Genomic DNA, 19612 nt, shown 5'->3' with positions numbered 1-19612 from the left:
CCCCCGCGGCGCCGGGTCGTTCGCCCTGCGCCTCGGCGCGTTCCTCGTCTTCCTCGTCGTCATGGGCGGGGCCACGTACGGAGCGTACCAGGCCTTCGAGCCCGAAACCGAAGGGTTCCGCGCGGTCTCCATCACGCCCGTCGTCGGTCGGTTGAACGCGACCGCCGGGTCGACGCTCGCGCTCCCGTTCTCGGCGACGGCCACCGGCGGCGAATCGCTCGTCGTCCGCGTCGCCTCCTCGGACACGCTCGCCGTGGCCTCCTCGCCCGTGACGCTCTCCGCTTCCGGCGCGACGGGCGCGTTCTTCCCCATCACGATCCCCGCCGGCGCGGCGCCGGGCGAGCACCTCGTCGTGCTCTCGGCCTCGACGGACGGCGAGAAGCCCCGCCAGGCGACCGCGCGCTTCGTCGTGCGCATCCTGGGCGCGGGCGTCGAGAGCGTGGACGAAGGCGAGACGGCGCGCGTGTGGTACGCGGGTCGCCTCGCGAACGGGACGCTCTTCGACACGAACATCCAGGCCGTCGCGATCTCCTCGATCCCGAAAAGCGGCCTCTTCCGCCCCTCGCCTGCGTACCAGCCGCTCGACGTCACGACGGGTCGCGGCGCGACGACGGTTCCGGGCTTCTGGAAGGGCGTCGTCGGCATGAAGGTCGGCGAGACGCGCACGATCGTCGTCCCGCCCTCGGACGGCTACGGGAACAAGTCCGTTCCCGTGCGCGAGGCGCGCGAGACGGTGCTCGACCGCATCTACGAGGTCCCGCTCCGCGTGCAGGGCCCCATCCCGATCCGGGACTTCGCGAGCCATCTCTCGGAGACGAAGCAGGGCGTCCCCTCGGACTACGAGGCGGGCGACACCTTCCGCTTCACGGATCGCGCGACGGGATCCGAATACAATCTGGTCGTCCTCAACATCACGAGCGAGTCGATGACGTACCGCTTCCAGTTCGCTCTCGGCGAGCGCTACACGCTCCCCGACTACGAGGCCTGGAAAAACGCGAGCGAGGTGGTCTCCGTGAACGACACCGCGGTCCAGTTCCGTGTCACGCCCACCCAGGCCCTCGGCGAGCCGTTCACCTTCCACGCCCGCTGGCCCGGCGCAAGCGAGGTCGTCTCGGTCACCGACACGGAGATCGTCGTCCGCCACTCGCCCGCCATCGGGACGCAGTGGACGGACCGATCGAATCCGTTCCAGCAGCCGCGCCAGTTCACCGTGACGGAGGTGTCCGACGACGCGATCGTCGCGACCTATCCGAACCCGAGCCCGCTCGGCGGCGAGACGCTCACCTTCGACGTCACGGTCCTCGGTCTCAAGGCCTGAGGCATCGCGCCCGGGCGTCGACGGTCTCCCACCGGTCGAGCCCGCGCCGCTCGAGCACCGCGACGCCGCACGCTCCGCCGGCGCCGTGCCCGGTGCATGCGGCGCGAAGGCGCGCGGAACCGATGAGCGCTCGCTCCTCGCTTTCCTCGCAACGCATTCCATCCGCATCCGCGACCGCGACCCGGAGCCTCCACAGGCCCGCGCCCCCGACCTCGGCGGCGGCCGCGACGCGCGTCCCGTTGAAGGCGAACCGCGCGACGGACCCGTCCCCGAGGCCGACCGGATGGGCGACGGCGACGACCGGCGTGTCGGAGGGGCCGCAGGCGCCCTCCTCGCGCTGGAGGCCCGGCACGCCGTTCGTCTCGATCCAGGCCCCGTCCGGGTCGACATAGGCCCAACCCGCGTCCGCGAGGGGCGGGTTTCCCGGCTCACATGCAGCCGATGCGGCGACGATCGCGGGAAGCCCCATGAGGAGGAGAGGGACGACGAGACGGAGGGCCATGCCCCGCAAGCGGCGATGGCAGGCCATGGCGATTGTGGTGGCGGCGTTGGATCCTCAGCCGCGCCGCGCGAGGAGGTCGGCGACGTGCGCGATCTCGGGGAGGATGAGCCGTCGCATCGCGAGGTCGACCGCGGCCGGGGAGCCCGGAAGCACGTAAAGCGCCTTCCCCCGCGCGATGCCGCCTTCCGCGCGCGTGAGGGTCGCGGCGCTCCCCACCGACTCGAACGAGAGCATGCGGAAGATCTCGCCGAAGCCGGGAAGGCGCTTCTCGAAGAGGTCGAGGAGGGCCTCGAGGGTCACGTCGCGCGGCGCGATGCCGGTGCCGCCCGTCGTGACCACGGCCTCGACCGCGGGATCGTCGAGCGCGTCGAGGACGGCGGCCCGGATGTCCCCGGCCTCGTCGCGAACGAGCGTCCGGCGCGCGACGCCGTGCCCGCTCTCGACCGCGAGGCGCGCGATCGCGTCCCCCGAGGCGTCGGTCGTCGCGCTCCGAGAGTCGCTCACCGTGACGACGGCGAAGGCGACCGAGCGGCCTTCGGCGTGCTTCCGGTGCTCCTCGACACTTCGGCTCACGACGCGTCACCTTTCCGCTTCTCGAGGACGCGGATCTCCCGGATCGACGTCTGCGGGTATTGTCCTTTCGCGTCCTTCTCGTGGGGCTTCATCACGTCCCACGCGGAGAGGAGCGCGGCCGAGACCGCAACGAGTGCTTCCATCTCGACGCCGGTGCGGTATTCCGCGCGCACGGTCACGGTCGCGCGGAGCCCCGCGTCCTCGACGGCGAGGTCCACGTCCACGCCGGTGAGCGGGATCGGGTGGCAGAGCGGAACGAGGTCCGGCGTGCGCTTGGCCGCCATGACCGCCGCGACGCGCGCGACCGCGAGGGGGTCGCCCTTGTCGACGGCGCCCGCGCGGATGCGCTGGACGCTCGCGGCGGAAAGCGCGAGGAATCCGGTCGCGGTCGCCTCGCGGCGGACGTGCGGTTTCGCGCCCACCTCCGCCATCGCGATCGGGCGCGCGGCCTCCTGCGCGGGGGGCGTCTTCGCGGGCGCGTCGCGCTCCGCGAACCGTTTGGCCTTCGCCGCGGCGAGCGCACGACCCTCGAAGAAGGGATCCGCCGTCAAGGGCCGCCTCCCACGGGGTCCCTGACCCATCGCGCGTCGCCTCCGGGCGCGATTTCGCGCTTCCAGATGGGGACGACGCTCTTGATCTCCTCCATCATCCATTGCGCGGCCTCGAAGGCCTCGCGCCGGTGCGCGGCCGCGGCCGCGACGAGCACGATGGGTTCGCCGACCGCGAGGACGCCGACGCGGTGGTACGCGACCGCGTCGAGAACGCCGAACTTCGCGCGGGCGCGCGAGGCGACGTCCGCGAGCGCCTCCTCCGCCATCGCCTCGTAGGACTCGAACTCGAGGCGCACCACGCTCCCGCCGGGCCGGTCTCCGGAGGTCGGGCGGACGACCCCCGTGAACGTCACGACGGCGCCGCCGCCCGCAGCCGCGAGTCGGCGAACGACCGCGTCCGTGTCGAAGGGTCCCTCGTGGAGACCGGATCCGCCGGAGACCGGGGGCATGAGGGCGACCTCGTCGCCCGCGGCGACGGGCGACGTCGGGAGGGCGAAGGCGCGGTTCACGCTCACGAGGAGGTGGGGCCGCCACGGCGCGAGGGCCGGGTGCCGGTTCACGACGGCGTCGAGGAGGTCCGCGACGCGCGCGCCGGGAGCGACCTCGACGGTGACCTCGCGGGCTCCGACGGCTTCCCGGGGCGCGGCGAAGAGGCGGACGGTGACGCGCGACATCGTCCCGGGTATGCGAACGACCCCCCGATAAGGCTTCGTCAACGCCGGGGCGTGACGCCGTGCGCTTCGACGTGAAGGTGACCCGCGGCGTCGCCGAACTCGTACCGCACGGTCCACTCGCCCGCCTTGAGCTCGTCGCCCTGGATGTTGCGATGCGCGACGCCGGTCCCGCGACGCGAGAAGTCCTGCGTCCAGACGACGAGGCCGTCGGGGTCGCGGACCGTGACGATGACGAGGCCGTCGTCGTTGAAGACGCGGACGTTCGCGTCGAAACGGACGCGCGTGAAATCCGGCGTCACCACGAAGGTCGTCTCGTTCGATTTCGTCATGGGATCGATGCCGCCGTCGGCGATGTTCACGAGGGGGGTCGCCACCTCGCTCGTCGCAAAATCGGCGAAAGCCCATCCTCCGACGACGACGAGCGCGAGCACGGCGATGCGTGTGAAGCGCTTGCGCCTGACCCGCGCCTTGTAGACTGGCTTCCGGGCGACGAAGGCCGCGGCGGCGGCCGGGGGGTCCTTGAGCGCCTCGAGCGCGCGGGCGTAATCGATGTCGTCCGGAAGGGGCCTCTCCTCGAACATCCCGAAGCGGAACGCCATGTCCTCGATGAGGCTCTTCGCCTCGCGGCGCGCGAGCTTGCGCTCCGCGAACGTGAGCCGGTTCTCGAGCGCGTCGTCGAGGCGCGCGAGCCAGTCGAGGACGTCGAGGGTGATCACGCGCGGCCCAAAGGGCGATGCCTATATAGAGAGTTCGTACCGACAACCCGGGGCCCCGGGTCGCCCCTCAAGCCTGTTTCGGCCGCGTCGCGACGACGGTCGCGGGGGGAAGGTGGCGGGCGAGGACGCTTGGCCCCCCGTGAACCCCGGGACCGCCTTCGTCGTGACCGTGCTCGCGATGCTCGCCGCCGTCGGCGTTTCCCTCTTCACCGGCGTGGTCGCCGCCGCCGAGGCGCCCCCCGTCTTCTCCGAGGAGGATGGACGCCATCTCCTCATGGGGGCCTTCGCGCTCGTCGGGGCGGCCGTCATCCTGCGCTCGCGCGGCGACCTTTGATCAGAAGGCGCCGAACGGGTCCGCGAAGAAGGCCGTGACCTTGTCGGGCCCCACCATCTCGACGCCGATCACGATGGCGCCGAACTTGACGAGGGTGCCCGCCATGATGCCGCCCATGTACGTCTTGTACCGCATGCCCGAAAGGGCGAAGACGTAGAGGAGGAGGTCGGGCATGAGCGGGAGCGAATTGAGGAGGAAGAGCAGGGCGAAGCCGTGCTTGTCGGCGTTGGCCTGCGACCAGGCAACGGCCTTCGCGACGCGCGGACGCCCCTTCGTGGCCTTCTTCACGGTCTCGTAGAGCGATTCGCCGACGAAATAGAGGAGCCACACGCCGATGGCCTTTCCGATGAGGTGCCCCGCGAGGGCGGCCACGGGGCCATCGTTCGCGGCCCGGAGCGCGATCGCCGGCTCGACGATGTAGGGGAGCCAGAGCACGCCGAGGAACATGAGGCTCGCATCCGTGAGCAGGTTGCGGTAGGCGCCCGCGTTCTCGGGCGTCAGGAGCGTCACGAGCGTGTTCAGGAAGAGGACGATGGCGCCGAGCGTCGCGAGCGCGAGGAAGAACATGACGCCCTTCTCGGCCGTGTTCAGCACGACGGGCTCGAAGATGCCCTTCCTGAGGAGGCGACGGCCGAGCCGCGTACCGAGGTGGCCCTGCGCGCGCTGGATGCGCGTCGCGAGCGCGTCCGGGAGCCCGACGGCGCCGCGCATGACGCCGCGGAACACGTTGATGAGCGCGTGGCCGACGCGGGCCTCGAACCGGATGACGGCCGCGAGGACGGCGATGACCCAGGCGAGATGCAGGTGGCCGACGGCGGTGCGCTGCATCGCGAGGTTCTTCGCGAGCCCCGCGCGCCATTTCGAGGTCACGCGGTCGGTGAACGCGCGCTCGCGGTCGATGAGTTCGAGGAAAAGCCGCTTCTCGACCATGAGGCGCGCGTCGACGTGGATCGTGTCGTCGCGGACGTGGTCCGCGTCCGGGCCGGGGTCCACGCTGATCACGGTCATGTAGGTGACGCGGTGGTCGTTGCCGATCTCCGTGTCGTGGTAGATCGCGTAAGCCCCTTCGCCCCGTCCCCGTCGACGCGGCGGGGGTCCTCCGTCGAGGTCGGGCCACATGAACGGCGTCTGCTGGATGCCGGGCACCGTGGAGCGGCCGCGCTCGACACTCGAGCGCACCGCGACGTCGGGCACCGGACCGCGCGGCACGAGGGTGCGCGCCGCCTCCGCGGCCGACGTCGCGGGCGCGTCGGTCATGGCTCGCTCCTCTCGCGAGCCCGTCGCTCCCGCCGGGCGCGCCAGCGGCGTGCGAGGGCGACGAGCGCGCGCAAGGTCGCCGTCGCGTCGTAGAGCCGCAGCCCGAGAACAAACAGCCCGACGCCGAGCGCAACGAGGAGGATCCCCGCGATCGGGACGGCGTAGAGCTCGAAGAGCGGACGGTTGAAGAGCGCGACGAGGCCGAGGCCGAGCGCGAACGCGGCGACCCCGAAGATCGTGTAGAAGACGCGGCGGGCGAGTCGCGGGAGCGAGACGGTCGCGAGTTCGAGCGCGGCGTCGAGCCCCTCGTCGAGCGCATCCTGCGCCGCGGTGGCGGCGCGGGCGGCCGCGCCGCTTGCGGCGTCGACGAGGCGGCGCGCGGCTTCGGCGCGCAGCTCTTCGGAGGAGGGCGCGGGCTCGACGGATTCGACGGGCACGGCGCGCTCGCGGGGCATCGGCGTCAAGCCGACGTGGGCGATGATAACCCTATCGCTGGCGCGCCGCCCGCGTCCGAACGGCGCTCCCCCGGAGGCTCAGCGCTTGCCGACGATCTCCTTCGCGGCCGCGGCGATCTCCTTCGCCGTGAGGCCGTACTTCGCCATGAGCGCCTTCGCGTCGCCCGACTCGCCGAACGTCGTCGTGCCGATGCGCTTCACGCGGCACGGGTGGTGCTCGCCGACGGTCTCCGCGACGGCCGATCCGAGGCCGCCGTAGACCGAGTGCTCCTCGGCGGTCACGATGCCCGCCGTCTCGCGCGCGGCCTTCACGATGGTCTCCTCGTCGAGCGGCTTGATCGTGTGCACGAGGATGACGCGCGGGTCGAACCCCTCCGCTTCGAGCTTGTCGGCGGCCTTGAGCGTCTCCCAGACCATCGTGCCGCACCCCACGAGCGTGACGTCCGCCCCGGGTCGGAGCACGATGGCCTTGCCGACCTCGACCGGCCGCTGCTCGGGGAGGATCGGGGAGTCGTCGCGACCGCAGCGCACGTAGCACGGACCCTCGACCTCGACGATCGCCTTGATGATCGACTCCATCTGCGGAGCGTCCGCGGGCACGAAGACCTTGAAGTTCGGCAGCCCTCGCATGAGGCTCAGGTCCTCGAGCATCTGGTGCGTCGCTCCGTCGCCGCCGACGGAGAGGCCCGCGTGCGTCGCGACGATCTTCACGTTGAGATTCGGGTACGCGATGCTCTGGCGGATGACGTTGTACGGCTGGCCGGCCGCGAACGTCGCGAACGTGCTCGCGAAGGCGATCTTGCCGGAGGCCGCAAGGCCGGCCGCGACGCCCATGAGGTTGAGCTCCGCGATGCCGACGTCGAAGAAGCGGTCGGGGAAGAGCGTGCCGAAGCGCTTCGTCTTCGTCGAGAGCGCGAGGTCCGCGTCGAGGACGACGACCTTCGGGTTCACGCGGCCGACCTCCGCGAGCGCGTGCGAGTAGGCGTCCCGCAGGTTCATCTTCGGGACGACGTCGGGCGCGAGCGGCATCACGCCACCCCCGCCGGGGCCGCCGCGGCCTTGCGGTCCGCAAGGCGCTTTCCTGCGAGGTCGAGCTCGGTCATGGCCTTCACGTACTCGTCCTGCGACGGCGCCTTGCCGTGGAAGGAGAGCGTGCCTTCCATGTACGAGACGCCCTTGCCCTTGACCGTGTGCGCGATGACCATCGTGGGCTTGCCCGTGACGCGGCGCGCCTTCTCGAGCGCCTCGAGGATTTCCTTGAGGTCGTGGCCGTTCACCTCGATCACGTACCACCCGAACGCGCGCCAGCGCTCGGCGATGGGCTCGATGCTCATGATCTCCTCCGTCGGGCCGTCGATCTGGAGACCGTTCCGGTCGAGGACCGCGACGAGGTTGTCGAGCCGGAAGTGGCTCGCGCTCGCGGCCGCCTCCCAGATCATGCCGGCCTGGCATTCGCCGTCGCCGACGATGCAGTACACGCGGTGCTTCGTTCCGTCGAGCTTCGAGGCGAGCGCCATGCCGACGGCGCCGGAGAGCCCTTGTCCCTCGCTTCCGCCGTTGAACTCCACGCCGGGCGTCTTCTTCATGTCGGGGTGGCCCTGCAGGTGGGAATCGATCTTGCGGAGCGTCTTGAGGTCCTCCATCGGGAAGTAGCCGTGGAGCGCGAGACACGCGTAGAGCGCCGGGCAGCAGTGGCCCTTGCTCATGACGAGCCGGTCGCGACGGTCCCACTTCGGGTTCTGCGGATCGTGGCGCATGACCTCCCAGTAGAGCGCCGTGAGGACGTCCGTCGACGACAAGGACCCGCCCGGGTGGCCGGATCCCGCGTGATAGACCTGTTCGATGACGAGCTTCCGTACCTTGAGCGCGATCTCCTCGAGTTCGAGGAGGCGCTCCTCGCTGACCGTCACGTTTCTCCCACCCGCGATGGCGGCGCGTCGGCGCGTCCGCGGCCGCTTCGCGGGCCCTCGGGCCGGCGTCGCGCCGCGGGCCGGCGGCGGCCCTCGACGCGCGTCCCATGCCAGGGCGCGGATAAATAGGTTCCCCGGCGCGGGGGTCAGAACGACGCCTTGGCGCCCCGAAGCTCCACGCCGCGCGACGGCACGGCCGTGCCGGTGCCCGCCTCGACGCGGCCGACGACCGCGGCCTTGTGGTGCCGGGAGAGGGCCTCGACGGCCTTCGCGGCGCCCGCCTCCGGCAGCACGACGGCGAGCCCCATGCCCATGTTGAACGTGCGGTGCATCTCGTTGGCCTCGACGCGTCCCGCCTCCGCGACGAGATCGAAGATCGGCGGCACGTCGAGCGGGCGGTCGATCACGTAGCGGACGTCCTTGCGCAGGCGGGGGATGTTCAGGAGCCCCGAGCCCGTGATGTGCGCGATGCCGTGCACGTCGGGAACCGCCTCGAGCATCTCGAGCACGGCGCGTACGTATATGGCGGTCGGCTCGAGGAGGGCTTCCCCGACCGTCCCGCCGCCGGGCGCCTTGTCCGAGAGCGCGATTCCGGCATCGGCGATCGCGCGGCGCGCGAGGGTGAGGCCGTTCGAGTGGATGCCGCTCGACGCGACGCCCACAACGACGTCCCCGGGCGCGATGCGCGACCCGCCGATGATGCGGTCCTTCTTCACGTACGCAAGGCACGTCCCCGCGAGGTCGAAGCCCTTGACGAGGCTCGGCAGGACCGCGGTCTCGCCGCCGACGATGCTCACGTTCGCCCGACGGGCGCCCTCGTTGAGCCCCTTCGCGATCTCGGCCGCGAGGTCCGGGTCCGCTTTCTCGACCGCGAGGTAGTCGACGAAGGCGAGCGGCTCGGCGCCGACGCAGACGACGTCGTTCACGTTCATCGCGATGCAGTCGATGCCGACCGTGTCCCACTTGCGAAGCGCGTTCGCGACCTCGAGCTTCGTGCCCACGCCGTCCGTCGCGAGGACGAGCGCGTACTCGCCGAACTCGACCATGCCCGCGAAGTGGCCCGAGCCCCCGAGGGGGCGACCGACGCCCTGGCGCGCGAAGGAGAGTAGGCCCGAGATGCGCTTCGCGGCCTCGTCCTTCGCGACGATGTCCACGCCGGCCGAGGCGTAGGTCAGCGGCTTCGAGGGTTCGGAGGGCATCCGGGTCACGCGGCCGCGACGCCCGTCGCGCCGGAAAAAGGTTCGCCCGTCACGTCTCGTCGCCGTAGCGATAGGCGTGCGTGGCGGCCACCCGCTGCACCATCGCGGGATCCGCCAGGTCCGCTTTTCGGTAGGCGCAGATGAGGCCGCACGACGCGTGGAGGGTCGGTCCAAGCCATGTCTCGAAGGCGAACCACTCCTTCACGCGGCCCGACTCGAAGTACACGCGGCTCGCGTCCACGAAGATGCGGACGCCGTCCCAGCCCCCTTCCTGCGCCATGCGGTCGAGGGAAGTCACGACTTCCGAGACGTGCGTGTAGTCGATCGCGCCCTTCCTCGCCTCGAATGCGTCGACGTGATGCGCGACGACGAGCCTCTTCTCCGCGTCGAGGCGTTCCGCGGCGGCGTGGCTGCGCAGCGCGAAGTCCCGGGCGCGCGCGTCGTCCTCGAAGGCGTGGACAAAGACGGCGACCTCGCGCCGGTCGATGCCCCGCTTGAGGAATACGCCCAGGGCTTTCGAAAGCTCGGTCATGGAGCCGTAAACGAAGACCGCATGGTCGTGCCGCCGCAGGCGCCGTCCGTCCGCGAGACCTGGTGGAGTGGTCAACCTACATCACCCGAAGCGGAGCCCCCATGGTTCCAGGCGAACGTGAGGATGACGGTTCCACCGCGCGCGGTGGATGTGGCGATCCCGCCGCTTCGCATTTTTGATATAAAATGGACCTGGACGGGTGAATGAGGGGAAAAGGATGGGGCGCTCGCCGCCCCCCGCGCCCGACGGCTCCGCGCCGGGCGGGTCTTCCGACCCGCCCGGGGCGCAACCCGGAACTTCAGGTCCGGCTCAGCCGGCGTAGTAGTCCGCGCCGTACGGCTCGGGCTTGAGGCCCTTGCGCGTGCGGATTTCGCCCGTGACCTTGTCGAGGAGTTCACGGGGAAGGGCCTGGAAGCCGACGTTCTCCGTGGACCACAGGACGCGGCCCTGGGCGGCCGAGCGGATCGCGCCCGCGAAGCCGAACATCGCGGCGACGGGGGCCTTCGCGTGGATGATCGCCATGTCGCCTTCGGACTCCATGTCCTCGATGACGCTGCGGCGCTGCTGCATCTCGCGCGTCGCGCCGCCCATCACGTCCTGCGGGACGCTGATGTAGACCTTCTGCATCGGCTCGAGGAGCGTCGTGCCGGCGACCGTCATCGCGCCGTAGCACGCGTTGCGGACGGCCGGGATGACCTGCGCGGGGCCGCGGTGGACCGCGTCCTCGTGCAGCTTCGCGTCGTGGAGCACGAACTTGACGGCCTGGATCGGCTCGCCCGCGCGGGGTCCGCGGGCGCAGACCTCCTTGAAGGCGTCGAGGATGAGTTCCTTCGTCTCGTGGATGCCCTGGATACCCTTCGTCACGTCGACGAAGACGTTGGTGCCCACGAGGCCGAAGAGGCCCTTCGAGAAGTCGCGGTCCCATCCGAGTTCGACGAGCTTCGGAACGAGGGCCTTGACATCCTTGATCTTGCCGTTCGAGTCGGGGATCTCGCCGTTCTTGATCGCCTGGACGAGGGAATCCTCGAGGATCTCGGCCGTGACGTAGAACTTGTTGTGCTTGTTCGGGGACTTGCCCTCGAAGGGCTGCGGCGTGCGGCCGAGGACGCACTCGCGGTACACGACGATCGGGGCGGACGTCTTGATGTCCACGCCGTGGTCGTTGCGGATGCGGTACTCCGTGATCTCGAGGTGGAGCTCGCCCATGCCGCTCATGAGGTTCTCGCCCGTCTCCTGGTTGATCTGGACCTGGATCGACGGGTCGGCCTTGGCGACCGTGCGGAGAACCTCGACGAGCTTCGGGAGGTCCTTCGTCTGCTTGGCCTCGACGGCGACCGTGACGACCGGCTCCGACACGTGCACGATGCGCTCGAAGGGCTCGATGTCGGGGGACGTCGAGACCGTCGAACCGGCGATCGCGTCGCGCAGGCCCTGCACGGCCGCGATATTGCCGGCCGTGACCTGGTCCACGGGGATGCGGTCGGCGCCGACCATGACCGCGACCTGCTGGCTGCGGTTCTTGCCGGCCTGGCCCATGACGTAGAGGTCCTGCCCCTTCTGGACGCGGCCGGAGAAGAGGCGGCCGAACGCGATTTCGCCCGCGTGCGGGTCGATGATGATCTTCGTGACCATCAGCGTGAGCGGCCCGTTCTCGTCGCAGTTGACCATCGCCTTGCCGACCTCGCTCTCGAGGTCGCCCTTCCAGATGTGGGGGATGCGGTACTTCTGCGCGACGTGCGGCGCCGGGTGGTGCGTGATGGACGCGTTGAGGAGCACGCGGTGGAGCGGCGCCTTCTTCGCGAGGCCCTTCTGGTCGCCCGCGTTGCAGTGATCGATGACGTCCTTGAACGTGAGGCCCGTCTTCTTCATCCACGGGACCGAGATGGCCCAGTTGTTGTACGCGGAGCCGATGACGACGTTGCCCGTCTCGGGACGCAGCGTCCAGGCCTCCTTGAACTCCTGGGGCACCATCTTCATGATGAGGCCGTTGACCTCGGTGATGTGCTTCGCGATGCGCTGCTGCAGCTCGACCGGGCCGAGCTTGAGCTCGTTGATGAGGCGGTCCGTCTTGTTGATGAAGAGGATCGGCTTCACCTTCTCGCGGAGCGCCTGGCGCACGACGGTCTCCGTCTGGGGCATCGGGCCCTCGACGGCGCAGACGACGATGACGCAGCCGTCGACCGCGCGCATCGCGCGCGTGACGTCGCCGCCGAAGTCGACGTGGCCGGGCGTGTCGATGAGGTTGATGAGGTAGTCCTGGCCGTCGATCGTGTGCACCATCGACGCCGAGGCCGCGTTGATCGTGATGCCGCGGGCCGCTTCCTGCTCGTCGAAGTCCATGACGAGCTGCTTGCCCGCGAGCTCCTCCGACATCATGCCCGCGCCCGCGACGAGATTGTCCGAGAGCGTGGTCTTGCCGTGGTCGATGTGAGCCGCGATGTCGATGTTCCGGATGTACTCCGGCTTGTGCATGAGGTCGCGGGCCTTCGCGATGTTGTCTTCCTTTCGGCCCATGGAGTTCCCTCTCTGGAAGGGGCCCGGGGTGACCCCGGGACGGAGCGTTGAAGGGCCAATCCCTATAAAAACCATTCCGAGCGCCCGCGCGCGGGGATCGCCGGGTGGCGGGGCCGGGACCGGGACCGAGTGCCGGGCATCGGGACCGGGCGCCGGGCTTCGGGTGCCGGGTGTCGGGCGTCGGGACCGGGTGTCGGGCCTCGGGAGCCGGGACCGGGACCGGGAGCCGGGTGCCGGGTGGCGGGTCCGGGACCGGGCGCCGGGCGTCGGGACCGGGCGCCGGGCGTCGGGACCGGGCGCCGGGCGTCGGGTCCGGGACCGGGTCCGGGACGGGGCGCGCAAACCGTTGATCCCTCCCGGGTCGCGTCCGGGTGACGGGAGGCTGTCAAGGTGGGCTCCGCCACCAGGTTCCTCGCGCTCGGCGGATCACCCGATCGGGTACGCGCGGCCCGGCGGGGGCGAGGCGCGATCCTTCACGCTGTACACGCAGCGGCCCCGCGCGACGAGGCGGTCCTGGTCGTCCTTCACGTCGACGTCCACAAACGCGACGTGCTTGCCGGACGACGCGACGCGCGCCTCCGCGATGAGCGGTCGCCCGGCGATCGCGGGCCGCAGGTAGTCGACGCGCATGTCGATCGTCGGGGTCGGGATCTGCGTCTCGATGAAGAGCGCGGCGCCGCCCGCGAGGTCGACGAGCGCCGCGATGATGCCGCCGTGGACCGCGGGCACAAGCGGGTTGCCCACGAACTCCTCCTTCGGCGGGATCCTCAGCACCGCGAGGCCGGGAGCCGCCCGGACGACCTCGACCCCGAGGTACGCGTGGAAGGGCGGGATGCGGATGAGGTCGTCGAGCGTCGCGATGACGTCCGCGTCGGTCACGCGCCCCCGATGCGCGGGCCGCGTCTCAAAGCCATCGCTCGTGGCCGGGGTAGAACGGCGGCTCGTCGTCGGGGTTCTCGGCCTTCCAGGCCTTGTACCACGACCGCAGCCGTCGCACGCGGGCGCGCGAGGCGCGAAGCCTCGTGTGCGGCGCCTCGACGAGCGCGCGCTCGACGCGCCAGACGTGGCGCTTGGCAAGCCGCCAGTCGCCGCGCACCGCCTCGGCGAGGTCGACGACCGCGTAGCCCGTGATCTCGCCCGTGTAGTCCACGAACGGGTCGAAGTAGCTCCACGCGAGGTCGCGCACGGATCGGAAGACGGGACGCCGGCCGTGGAGGCCGGGATAGCGCGATCGCGACACCGCCCCCCAGCGTCCGCGATCCTCGAAAAGCAGCACGGCGTGGCCGAGTCCGTCGCGCGAGTCGATGGAAAGGAGCGTCGGCGGGAAACCGCGCTGCTCGAGGATGACGGCCGCGCTCACGGCCGCTTCGAGGCAGTGCGCGGTCCCCGCGCGAACGACGCCGCGGAAGGAGCGGCACGTCGGGCCCTCCTTCTCCTTGTTGTACGGGACCGTTTCAAGCCATCGCTGCACGGCCCTCGGCGTCGCGAGCCGCTCCACGAGCGCGCGTTCGCGCGGGGTGAACGCGTCGAGGTCCGGCTTGGCCGCCACGGCTTGGGGAGCGCGCCTTCGCGCCTTAAGGTCCGCCGTTTCCGGCCGAAGCTTCATGAGGGGCCCGCGACAGAGCCGTCGCGTGCGCAGCATCTCGGATCTTGTGCGGACGTACAAGTTCATCAACAGCCCGGAGGCCCCCGCCTGGAGCGTCCGCTTCACGGACGCCGTCCTCCTCGTTGCGCTCGTCGGCGTTGGCTTCGCGCTCGCCTCGCAGGGGCACGACGAACGCGCGAACACCGTCGCGGCCTCGACGCTCGACGACGGGAAGGACGGCCGCGGCGCCGTTTACGTCGGCTTCGACCCCGCCGCGTTCGACGCGAAGAAGGCGTTCGACGCGGCGGCGCCCGCGGAGGCGCTTGCCGCATGGAAGCGCGAGAACCCGGACGCGCGCATCGTTTCCGAAGAGCCCGTCCTCGAGCGCGGCATCCTCGTGGGGTACCGCGTCACCTACGAGCGGCCGTGAGTCAGAACGGCATCCCGGTGACCGGAAGGACGACGAACAGCAGCGTGTTCGCGACGCCGTGCGAGAGGCCCACGCCGACGACGCTTCCGGTGCGCCGGGCGACGAGGCCGAAGGCGAGGCCCGCGACGAGGACGACGAAGACCATCGCGGCCGAGCCGTAGGCGATCGCGAGGATGGCGTTCGCGAGCGCGGGAATCGCGACCGCGCCCGCGGTTCCGAAGGGTCCGAGGAGCGTCCTGAGGAGCAGGCCGCGGTAAATGAGCTCCTCGAGGACGCCGCCGAACACGATCATCATGAGGGCGGGTCCGACGAGGGCGGGCAGACTCGCGTTCGGCACGAGCGCGCTCGGCGCGAGGATGTGGTACTCGATGAGGCCGAGCGGAACGCCGAGCGCGACGACGCCGATCTCGAGCGCGCGGTGGCGGGGCTCGCTCGCGCGAAGCCCCATCGCTCGGGCGGATTCGCCGAGAACGCCGAGGGCGGTGATCGTCGCGAGCGAGACGACGACGCCGAGGATGAGGAACCATTGGAGGAACGAGAACTGCGACAGCGGGATCGCGAGGCTCACGAGCCGGATCACGGGCAGGACCGAGATCGCGACCGCGAGCCGGCTCAACGGTTCGCTGCGGTTCCAGAGGGCGCCCGCGTGGATGAGGAGGCCGAAGAGGACGACGGCGTGGAGGAGGAATCCGTAATAGGGATTGACGTACACGGCCGCTTCGGCGAGCGCGGTCACGCCGAAGTAGACGCCGACGATCTCCCACCGGTTCGCGGGAACGTGCGACGACACGTCCTCGAGCCGGTGGTAGATGCGCTCGAACACCGGGGACGCCGTGAAACGCGCAACGCGCTTGAGCTCCGCGGGCCTGCCGCGCGTGCGCGCCTCCGGCGCGACGTCGACGACGCCGCGCTTTCCGCAGGCGCGGCATTTCACGACGAACCGACCGGCGCCTTCGAGGGGGACCGAGGTGCGCGCGCCGCAGGCGGCGCAGACGACGTCCGTCAGTCCCTCCGCCACGTTCGTTGGCCTCTCAAAGGCGCATCGCGGGCGCGGGGGTCTCGTCGACGCGGAAGTGCCGCGTGACGCGGTCGAGGTCGCGCGCGAACTCGCTGCCCGTCGGCGTCACCGCGTAGCGGCCCTTGTCGTCGACCGTGATGAATCCCTTCTCGACGAGAAGGTCGAGATACTTGACGAGCATGTCATAGCTCAAATTCGCGCCGTACATGATCCTCGTCTTGCGGTGGCCCTGCGCCACCAGGCTCATGATTTCCTGGATGATCTCGATGCGGCTTCGCTTCTCGGATGCCAATGTGCCAACCAGCCTCGCCTCCCGTGACGCGCGACGGAGCGGGGGCTCGCGTCGCATCGGTCTTGCAATATGGACGACGCTCCCCCCTGAAAGGGCTCGTCATCCCAGCCTCTGCCAACCGGGACTGCAGGACGCCTCTATGCGTGATCTCCTCTTAACTCCTCCTGAGAACCGGCAGTGAGTGAACACATCGAGGCTTGACACGTCCGCCCCGCGGCCGTCCGCGGGCGATCGGACCCCCGGGGTCCGCCCGGGGGAGGGCGATCGGGCCTGCCGGAACGTCCGAGCCGGTCGTTTGACCGGCGGCTCAGCGGCGGCGCGAGACGGCGAAGGCCGCCATCCCGAGACCGACGATCGAGAGCGCGACGGTCGGGAGCTCAGGCGTCGGCCATGCGGGCGGCGTGAAGGCGTAGGAGACGGAGCTGCGCGGAACGGGCGCGCCGTTGATGCGCTGGGCGTCCTCCGTGCCGATGCGGGCCGGCGTTCCGAGGGCCTTCACCGCGATCGCGAAGGTCTCGCCCTTCTTCACGGGGCAGGAGGCCGGCTGGAACGAGGCGGTGAAGATCTCCGCGCGCGTCTGGTCGACGATCTCAAGCGGCGGGAGGGTGCCGGCCGCGCCGACGTTGATCTGCTGGGGCGCGCCGCAGGGCGTGAACGTGGCGTTGAAGACGCCCACGGCGACCTCGAGGTTCGAACCGGCGCGGATCTGGAGGCGCACCGTGAAGGTGCGGCCGCCGCCGCCCATCTCGAAGTTGGCGAGGGCGGACTCGTTGGAAGTCCAGTAGGCGATCTCGTTCGGAGCGAGCGTCACGACGCCGCCGGAGGGGGGCGCGGCCTGCGGGATGACGCGGAACATGGTGAACGGGGCCGTGGGCGAGGTGCCGGATCCCGCAAGCGTCCACCGCTCGACGCTGTTGGGGGGAGATTGGTACGTCGCCGCCGCGGTCGGAAGCGCGAGAATGAGCACCGTCACGAGCGCGAGCGCGATCCTGTTCACTGTCGTCACCAGCTTCGGAACCCGCGCGCACTAGGAAAGCGTATGCGGCATTGGCTTCGCGCCCAGGCCTATCTAGGACAGCTCTGGAGGCGACCTCGATCGAGCGGATCGATAGGCCTTGAGGATAAAGGCTATGGCGTCACGCGAGAAGTCGGCGAGGACGGAACGCCGCGCCGTTCCCCTTGGAGGAGCTGGACATGCACCGATTCATCGCGCTCGCGCTCGTGGCACTCACCGTGCCGACGCTCGCGACCGCGCACGATGGCCACGACGACGACTGCCCGCCCCAGGACACCGCGCTCCTCGAGATCGCGCCCGTGACGATCCGCGAGGGCGAAATCCTCGTCGCGACGGAGCGGTACTACATCCGCGCGGACGCGGACATCCGGGTCGAGACGAACACGTGGGCCGGCCTCCAGCAGACGGATGGCGTCTGCCTCGTCACGATCAACGGCATCGTCCAGTTCGACGCCCACGGTCAACCCATCACGCACCGGTGGGTCGCGGACCAGACGTTCCTCGGCTATTACCTCCCCTAGACCGGGAGAATCCAGGCGCCCGGCGCGGGCGCCTCCTGTTTTCATCTTTTTCCAGGCGAGCGGAGCGGCCGCGTCGCTCAGGCTTGCGCAAGACCGCGCCTTCGCGGGACGGGGGATGCGATGCCCGCGCCGGGTACCCCGGTCGAGCGCCGGCCGTCGCGTCGCGATCGGAGTCGGGCTTGGGCCTTTACAGGGTTTCGAGCACCTGGAGGGCGAAGGCCACGAGGAACACGGCGGCGAGCGGCACGAGCGCGATGTGCGCCGCCGTCGAGACGTGGTCCGCGGCTTCGGCCTTGAGCGTCCCGCGCTCGCGCTGCCCCGCGGCGTAGACGACGAGGACTTCGCGCAGGACGAGACCGACCACGAGGAGGAGGGCCGCCGTCGCGCCGTAGAGCGTCGCGACGCCGGGAGCGCTCGACGCGACCTCCGCGGTGACGGGATTCGCGAAGCTCGAGAAAGCAAGCGCGATCGGCGTCATGTTCGAACCCGAGGAGACGCTGCGCAAGATAAAGGTTGAGGAGAAAGCCTTCACGTGGAAGGATCTGAAAAGGAAGGAGGGCGGGAGGGCGGCTCGCCCTCCCGTCGTGGGTGCGATCTACGCCGCGCGGCGGCGGAGGGCGACGAACCCGAAGAGGCCGACGCCGGCCGCCATGAGGAGCACCGTGGGGAGCTCCGGCGTGGGGATGCCGGGGTCGCTCGCGGGCGAGGCGAAGTACGAGTCGGGCGAGCCGGTCTGGACGATGACCGTGCGGCGCTGGTTCGCGTTCTTCGAGCCCTGGTCCGCGTCGGGGATGTTGTCGAGCATGAACATGAGGTGCTCGCCTTCGTTGATCACGAAGTCGCCCGTGATGGGCATGTGCAGGAGGCTGCCCGTGTAGAGCGTGTTGGTGCCGCCGGCGAAGATCGTGACGCCGTGGAAGGCCTGGAACGAGGACGGATCGGCCTCATCGCCGACGAGCTGACCCTTGCCGACGAAGAGGTTGAACTTGCCGGTGAAGTGCGTCGTGAGCTGGATCGAGAAGGTCCACACGTCGCTCCCGAGGTTCACGTCGGCCGTGTTCGCGAATTTCTCGTACCAGTAGTACTTGCCGCCGTCGGCAACGGCGACCTGCCACTCGTCGGGCGGGGAGCCCTTGGGGGCGACGGACGAGATCGTGCCGTTGAAGTCGAGATACCAGCTCTGGGACGCGGCCTGCGCCGTGCCGGACGATCCGAGGAGGACCGCGAGCGCGACGAAGGCGGCTGTGAGGACGTGCCCCTTGCTCATGGAGTCAAAGCCAACCTGGGCGGGATGCCCGAGCCGACGAACGTGCTCCAGGGGAAGCCATGTTGGAAAGCGGCGTCTTGATCGAAGACATGGAGGAGACCTCGATCCGACCTCGGTCACGGGCGGCGCGGAACAAAAGAGAGAAGGGTGCGGGAGGGCGGGCCGGCCCTCCCGGGGAGCGTTCACGCCTTGCGGCGCAGCGCTACGAAGGCGAAGAGGCCGACGCCGGCCGCCATGAGGAGCACCGTGGGGAGCTCCGGCGTGGGGATGCCGGGGTCGCTCGCGGGCGAGGCGAACCAGGAGGCCTCGTCGCCCGTCTGGACGATCACCGTGCGGCGTTGGTTCGCCTGCTTCGAGCCCTGGTCCCCGTCCGGGACATTCTCGAGGGCGAACATGAGGTGCTCGCCCTGGTGGATCCAGAAGTCGCCGGCCGAGGCGTTGTGGACGAGCGAGCCCGTGTAGAGCGTCGCGGTTCCGAACGTGGCGACGGTCACTTCATGGAACGACTGGAAGGACGCCGGGACGGCCTCGCCGTTCGCGACGGCACCCTTGCCGACGTGGAGCTTGAACGAGCCCGTCGCATGCGTGACGAGGCGCAGCGAGTAGGTCCAGAGATCGTCCGCCAGGTTCACGTTGGCCGTGTTCGCGTTCGGCTCGAACCAGTAGTAGAGGCCGCCATCGGCGATCGAGGTCTGCCACTGCTCCGGCGGGGAGCCGCGGATGGCCTCGGACGAGACGGTTCCGTTGAAATCGAGATACCAGGTCTGGGACGCGGCCTGAGCCGTGCCCGATGAGCCAACGAGAACCGCGAGCGCGACCATCGCGGCCTTGACGACGTGTCCCTTGTTCATGGACTGCCAACCTGAGCCCTGAGGCCCGTGGGGGGTAAGCATGTAACCGGCGGCAAAGCGTTTCGGAACGCCGGCTCTCGACGACTGAGCTAGAAGTC

General features: G+C 70.1%; 24 protein-coding genes. 4 read left to right on the top strand and 20 right to left on the bottom strand.

The annotated features are described in order from the left end of the window. Positions 1-1318 (top strand): FKBP-type peptidyl-prolyl cis-trans isomerase (locus VM889_02195; protein HVL47348.1); only part of this gene is annotated, 1318 nt, incomplete at its 5' end. Here VM889_02195 and VM889_02190 read toward each other — a convergent pair. From VM889_02190 to VM889_02170, 5 genes are read right to left on the bottom strand one after another with little or no spacing between them, the layout of a single operon-like run. Then, positions 1308-1820 carry a hypothetical protein gene (locus VM889_02190; protein ID HVL47347.1) on the bottom strand — a complete coding sequence of 171 codons (513 nt, stop codon included), beginning with the start codon at positions 1818-1820 and terminating at the stop codon, positions 1308-1310. The two genes, VM889_02195 and VM889_02190, sit on opposite strands and share 11 nt — an antisense overlap. Positions 1821-1874: 54 nt before the next feature. Further along, a complete protein-coding gene (locus VM889_02185) occupies positions 1875-2393 on the bottom strand; it encodes a molybdenum cofactor biosynthesis protein B (protein ID HVL47346.1) in 519 nt (172 codons plus the stop codon). Then, a complete protein-coding gene (gene moaC, locus VM889_02180) occupies positions 2390-2944 on the bottom strand; it encodes a cyclic pyranopterin monophosphate synthase MoaC (protein ID HVL47345.1) in 555 nt (184 codons plus the stop codon). The genes VM889_02185 and moaC overlap by 4 nt, the downstream gene beginning before the upstream one ends. Then, entirely contained in the window at positions 2941-3618 is a 678-nt protein-coding gene (locus VM889_02175) for a molybdenum cofactor biosynthesis protein MoaE (protein HVL47344.1), read from the bottom strand. Before VM889_02175 ends, moaC begins: the two co-directional genes overlap by 4 nt. A gap of 38 nt (positions 3619-3656) precedes the next feature. After that, the gene (locus VM889_02170; GenBank protein ID HVL47343.1) at positions 3657-4334 is read right to left on the bottom strand and encodes a hypothetical protein; all 678 of its coding nucleotides are present in this window, start codon (positions 4332-4334) and stop codon (positions 3657-3659) included. 139 nt (positions 4335-4473) lie between these two features. Between VM889_02170 and VM889_02165 the strand changes: the two genes are divergently transcribed. Beyond that, positions 4474-4668, top strand: coding sequence for a hypothetical protein (locus tag VM889_02165; protein ID HVL47342.1), 195 nt, complete (start codon positions 4474-4476; stop codon positions 4666-4668). On the opposite strand, the gene VM889_02160 is transcribed toward VM889_02165, so the two are convergent. From VM889_02160 to VM889_02120, 9 genes are all read right to left on the bottom strand, one after another. Beyond that, on the bottom strand, positions 4669-5925 hold the full coding sequence (locus VM889_02160; protein HVL47341.1) for a VTT domain-containing protein: 1257 nt from the start codon (positions 5923-5925) through the stop codon (positions 4669-4671). Further along, complete coding sequence (locus VM889_02155; protein HVL47340.1) at positions 5922-6380, bottom strand: hypothetical protein; 459 nt, start codon at positions 6378-6380, stop codon at positions 5922-5924. Before VM889_02155 ends, VM889_02160 begins: the two co-directional genes overlap by 4 nt. Before the next feature lie 78 nt (positions 6381-6458). Beyond that, complete coding sequence (locus tag VM889_02150) at positions 6459-7409, bottom strand: transketolase C-terminal domain-containing protein (protein ID HVL47339.1); 951 nt, start codon at positions 7407-7409, stop codon at positions 6459-6461. Continuing rightward, a complete protein-coding gene (locus VM889_02145) occupies positions 7409-8290 on the bottom strand; it encodes a transketolase (GenBank protein ID HVL47338.1) in 882 nt (293 codons plus the stop codon). The genes VM889_02150 and VM889_02145 overlap by 1 nt, the downstream gene beginning before the upstream one ends. Positions 8291-8436: 146 nt before the next feature. Further along, the gene (purM, locus tag VM889_02140; protein HVL47337.1) at positions 8437-9489 is read right to left on the bottom strand and encodes a phosphoribosylformylglycinamidine cyclo-ligase; all 1053 of its coding nucleotides are present in this window, start codon (positions 9487-9489) and stop codon (positions 8437-8439) included. A 49-nt stretch (positions 9490-9538) separates the two neighbouring features. Beyond that, a complete protein-coding gene (locus VM889_02135; protein HVL47336.1) occupies positions 9539-10096 on the bottom strand; it encodes an MEDS domain-containing protein in 558 nt (185 codons plus the stop codon). Between the two features lie 234 nt (positions 10097-10330). Further along, on the bottom strand, positions 10331-12535 hold the full coding sequence (locus tag VM889_02130; GenBank protein ID HVL47335.1) for an elongation factor EF-2: 2205 nt from the start codon (positions 12533-12535) through the stop codon (positions 10331-10333). Positions 12536-12961: 426 nt separating this feature from the next. Beyond that, positions 12962-13414 carry a PaaI family thioesterase gene (locus VM889_02125; protein ID HVL47334.1) on the bottom strand — a complete coding sequence of 151 codons (453 nt, stop codon included), beginning with the start codon at positions 13412-13414 and terminating at the stop codon, positions 12962-12964. A gap of 25 nt (positions 13415-13439) precedes the next feature. Further along, entirely contained in the window at positions 13440-14084 is a 645-nt protein-coding gene (locus tag VM889_02120; protein ID HVL47333.1) for a hypothetical protein, read from the bottom strand. Between the two features lie 82 nt (positions 14085-14166). Here VM889_02120 and VM889_02115 point away from each other — a divergent pair, with 82 nt between their 5' ends. Next, a complete protein-coding gene (locus VM889_02115) occupies positions 14167-14550 on the top strand; it encodes a hypothetical protein (protein HVL47332.1) in 384 nt (127 codons plus the stop codon). Position 14551: 1 nt separating this feature from the next. Here the strand turns inward: VM889_02115 and VM889_02110 are convergent, their stop codons facing one another. The 3 genes from VM889_02110 to VM889_02100 form a co-directional block, all read right to left on the bottom strand. Beyond that, a complete protein-coding gene (locus VM889_02110) occupies positions 14552-15568 on the bottom strand; it encodes a CPBP family glutamic-type intramembrane protease (GenBank protein ID HVL47331.1) in 1017 nt (338 codons plus the stop codon). Between the two features lie 13 nt (positions 15569-15581). Then, positions 15582-15860, bottom strand: coding sequence for a winged helix-turn-helix domain-containing protein (locus VM889_02105; protein ID HVL47330.1), 279 nt, complete (start codon positions 15858-15860; stop codon positions 15582-15584). A gap of 307 nt (positions 15861-16167) precedes the next feature. Next, entirely contained in the window at positions 16168-16866 is a 699-nt protein-coding gene (locus VM889_02100; protein ID HVL47329.1) for a hypothetical protein, read from the bottom strand. A gap of 188 nt (positions 16867-17054) precedes the next feature. Here VM889_02100 and VM889_02095 point away from each other — a divergent pair, with 188 nt between their 5' ends. Beyond that, positions 17055-17396, top strand: coding sequence for a hypothetical protein (locus VM889_02095; protein ID HVL47328.1), 342 nt, complete (start codon positions 17055-17057; stop codon positions 17394-17396). A gap of 187 nt (positions 17397-17583) precedes the next feature. Here the strand turns inward: VM889_02095 and VM889_02090 are convergent, their stop codons facing one another. The 3 genes from VM889_02090 to VM889_02080 all read right to left on the bottom strand — a co-directional run bounded on the left by VM889_02090 (position 17584) and on the right by VM889_02080 (position 19514). Next, entirely contained in the window at positions 17584-17874 is a 291-nt protein-coding gene (locus VM889_02090; GenBank protein HVL47327.1) for a hypothetical protein, read from the bottom strand. 117 nt (positions 17875-17991) lie between these two features. Next, positions 17992-18663: a hypothetical protein gene (locus VM889_02085; protein ID HVL47326.1), complete on the bottom strand. Its 672-nt coding sequence runs from the start codon at positions 18661-18663 to the stop codon at positions 17992-17994. Between the two features lie 182 nt (positions 18664-18845). Then, positions 18846-19514 (bottom strand): hypothetical protein, encoded by a 669-nt coding sequence (locus tag VM889_02080; protein HVL47325.1) that lies wholly within the window; start codon positions 19512-19514, stop codon positions 18846-18848. Positions 19515-19612 lie beyond the last annotated feature (98 nt).

Source organism: Candidatus Thermoplasmatota archaeon, assembly GCA_035540375.1.
Classification (GTDB): Archaea; Thermoplasmatota; SW-10-69-26; order JACQPN01; family JAJPHT01; genus DATLGO01.
This window is presented reverse-complemented; position numbering and strand designations above follow the sequence as displayed.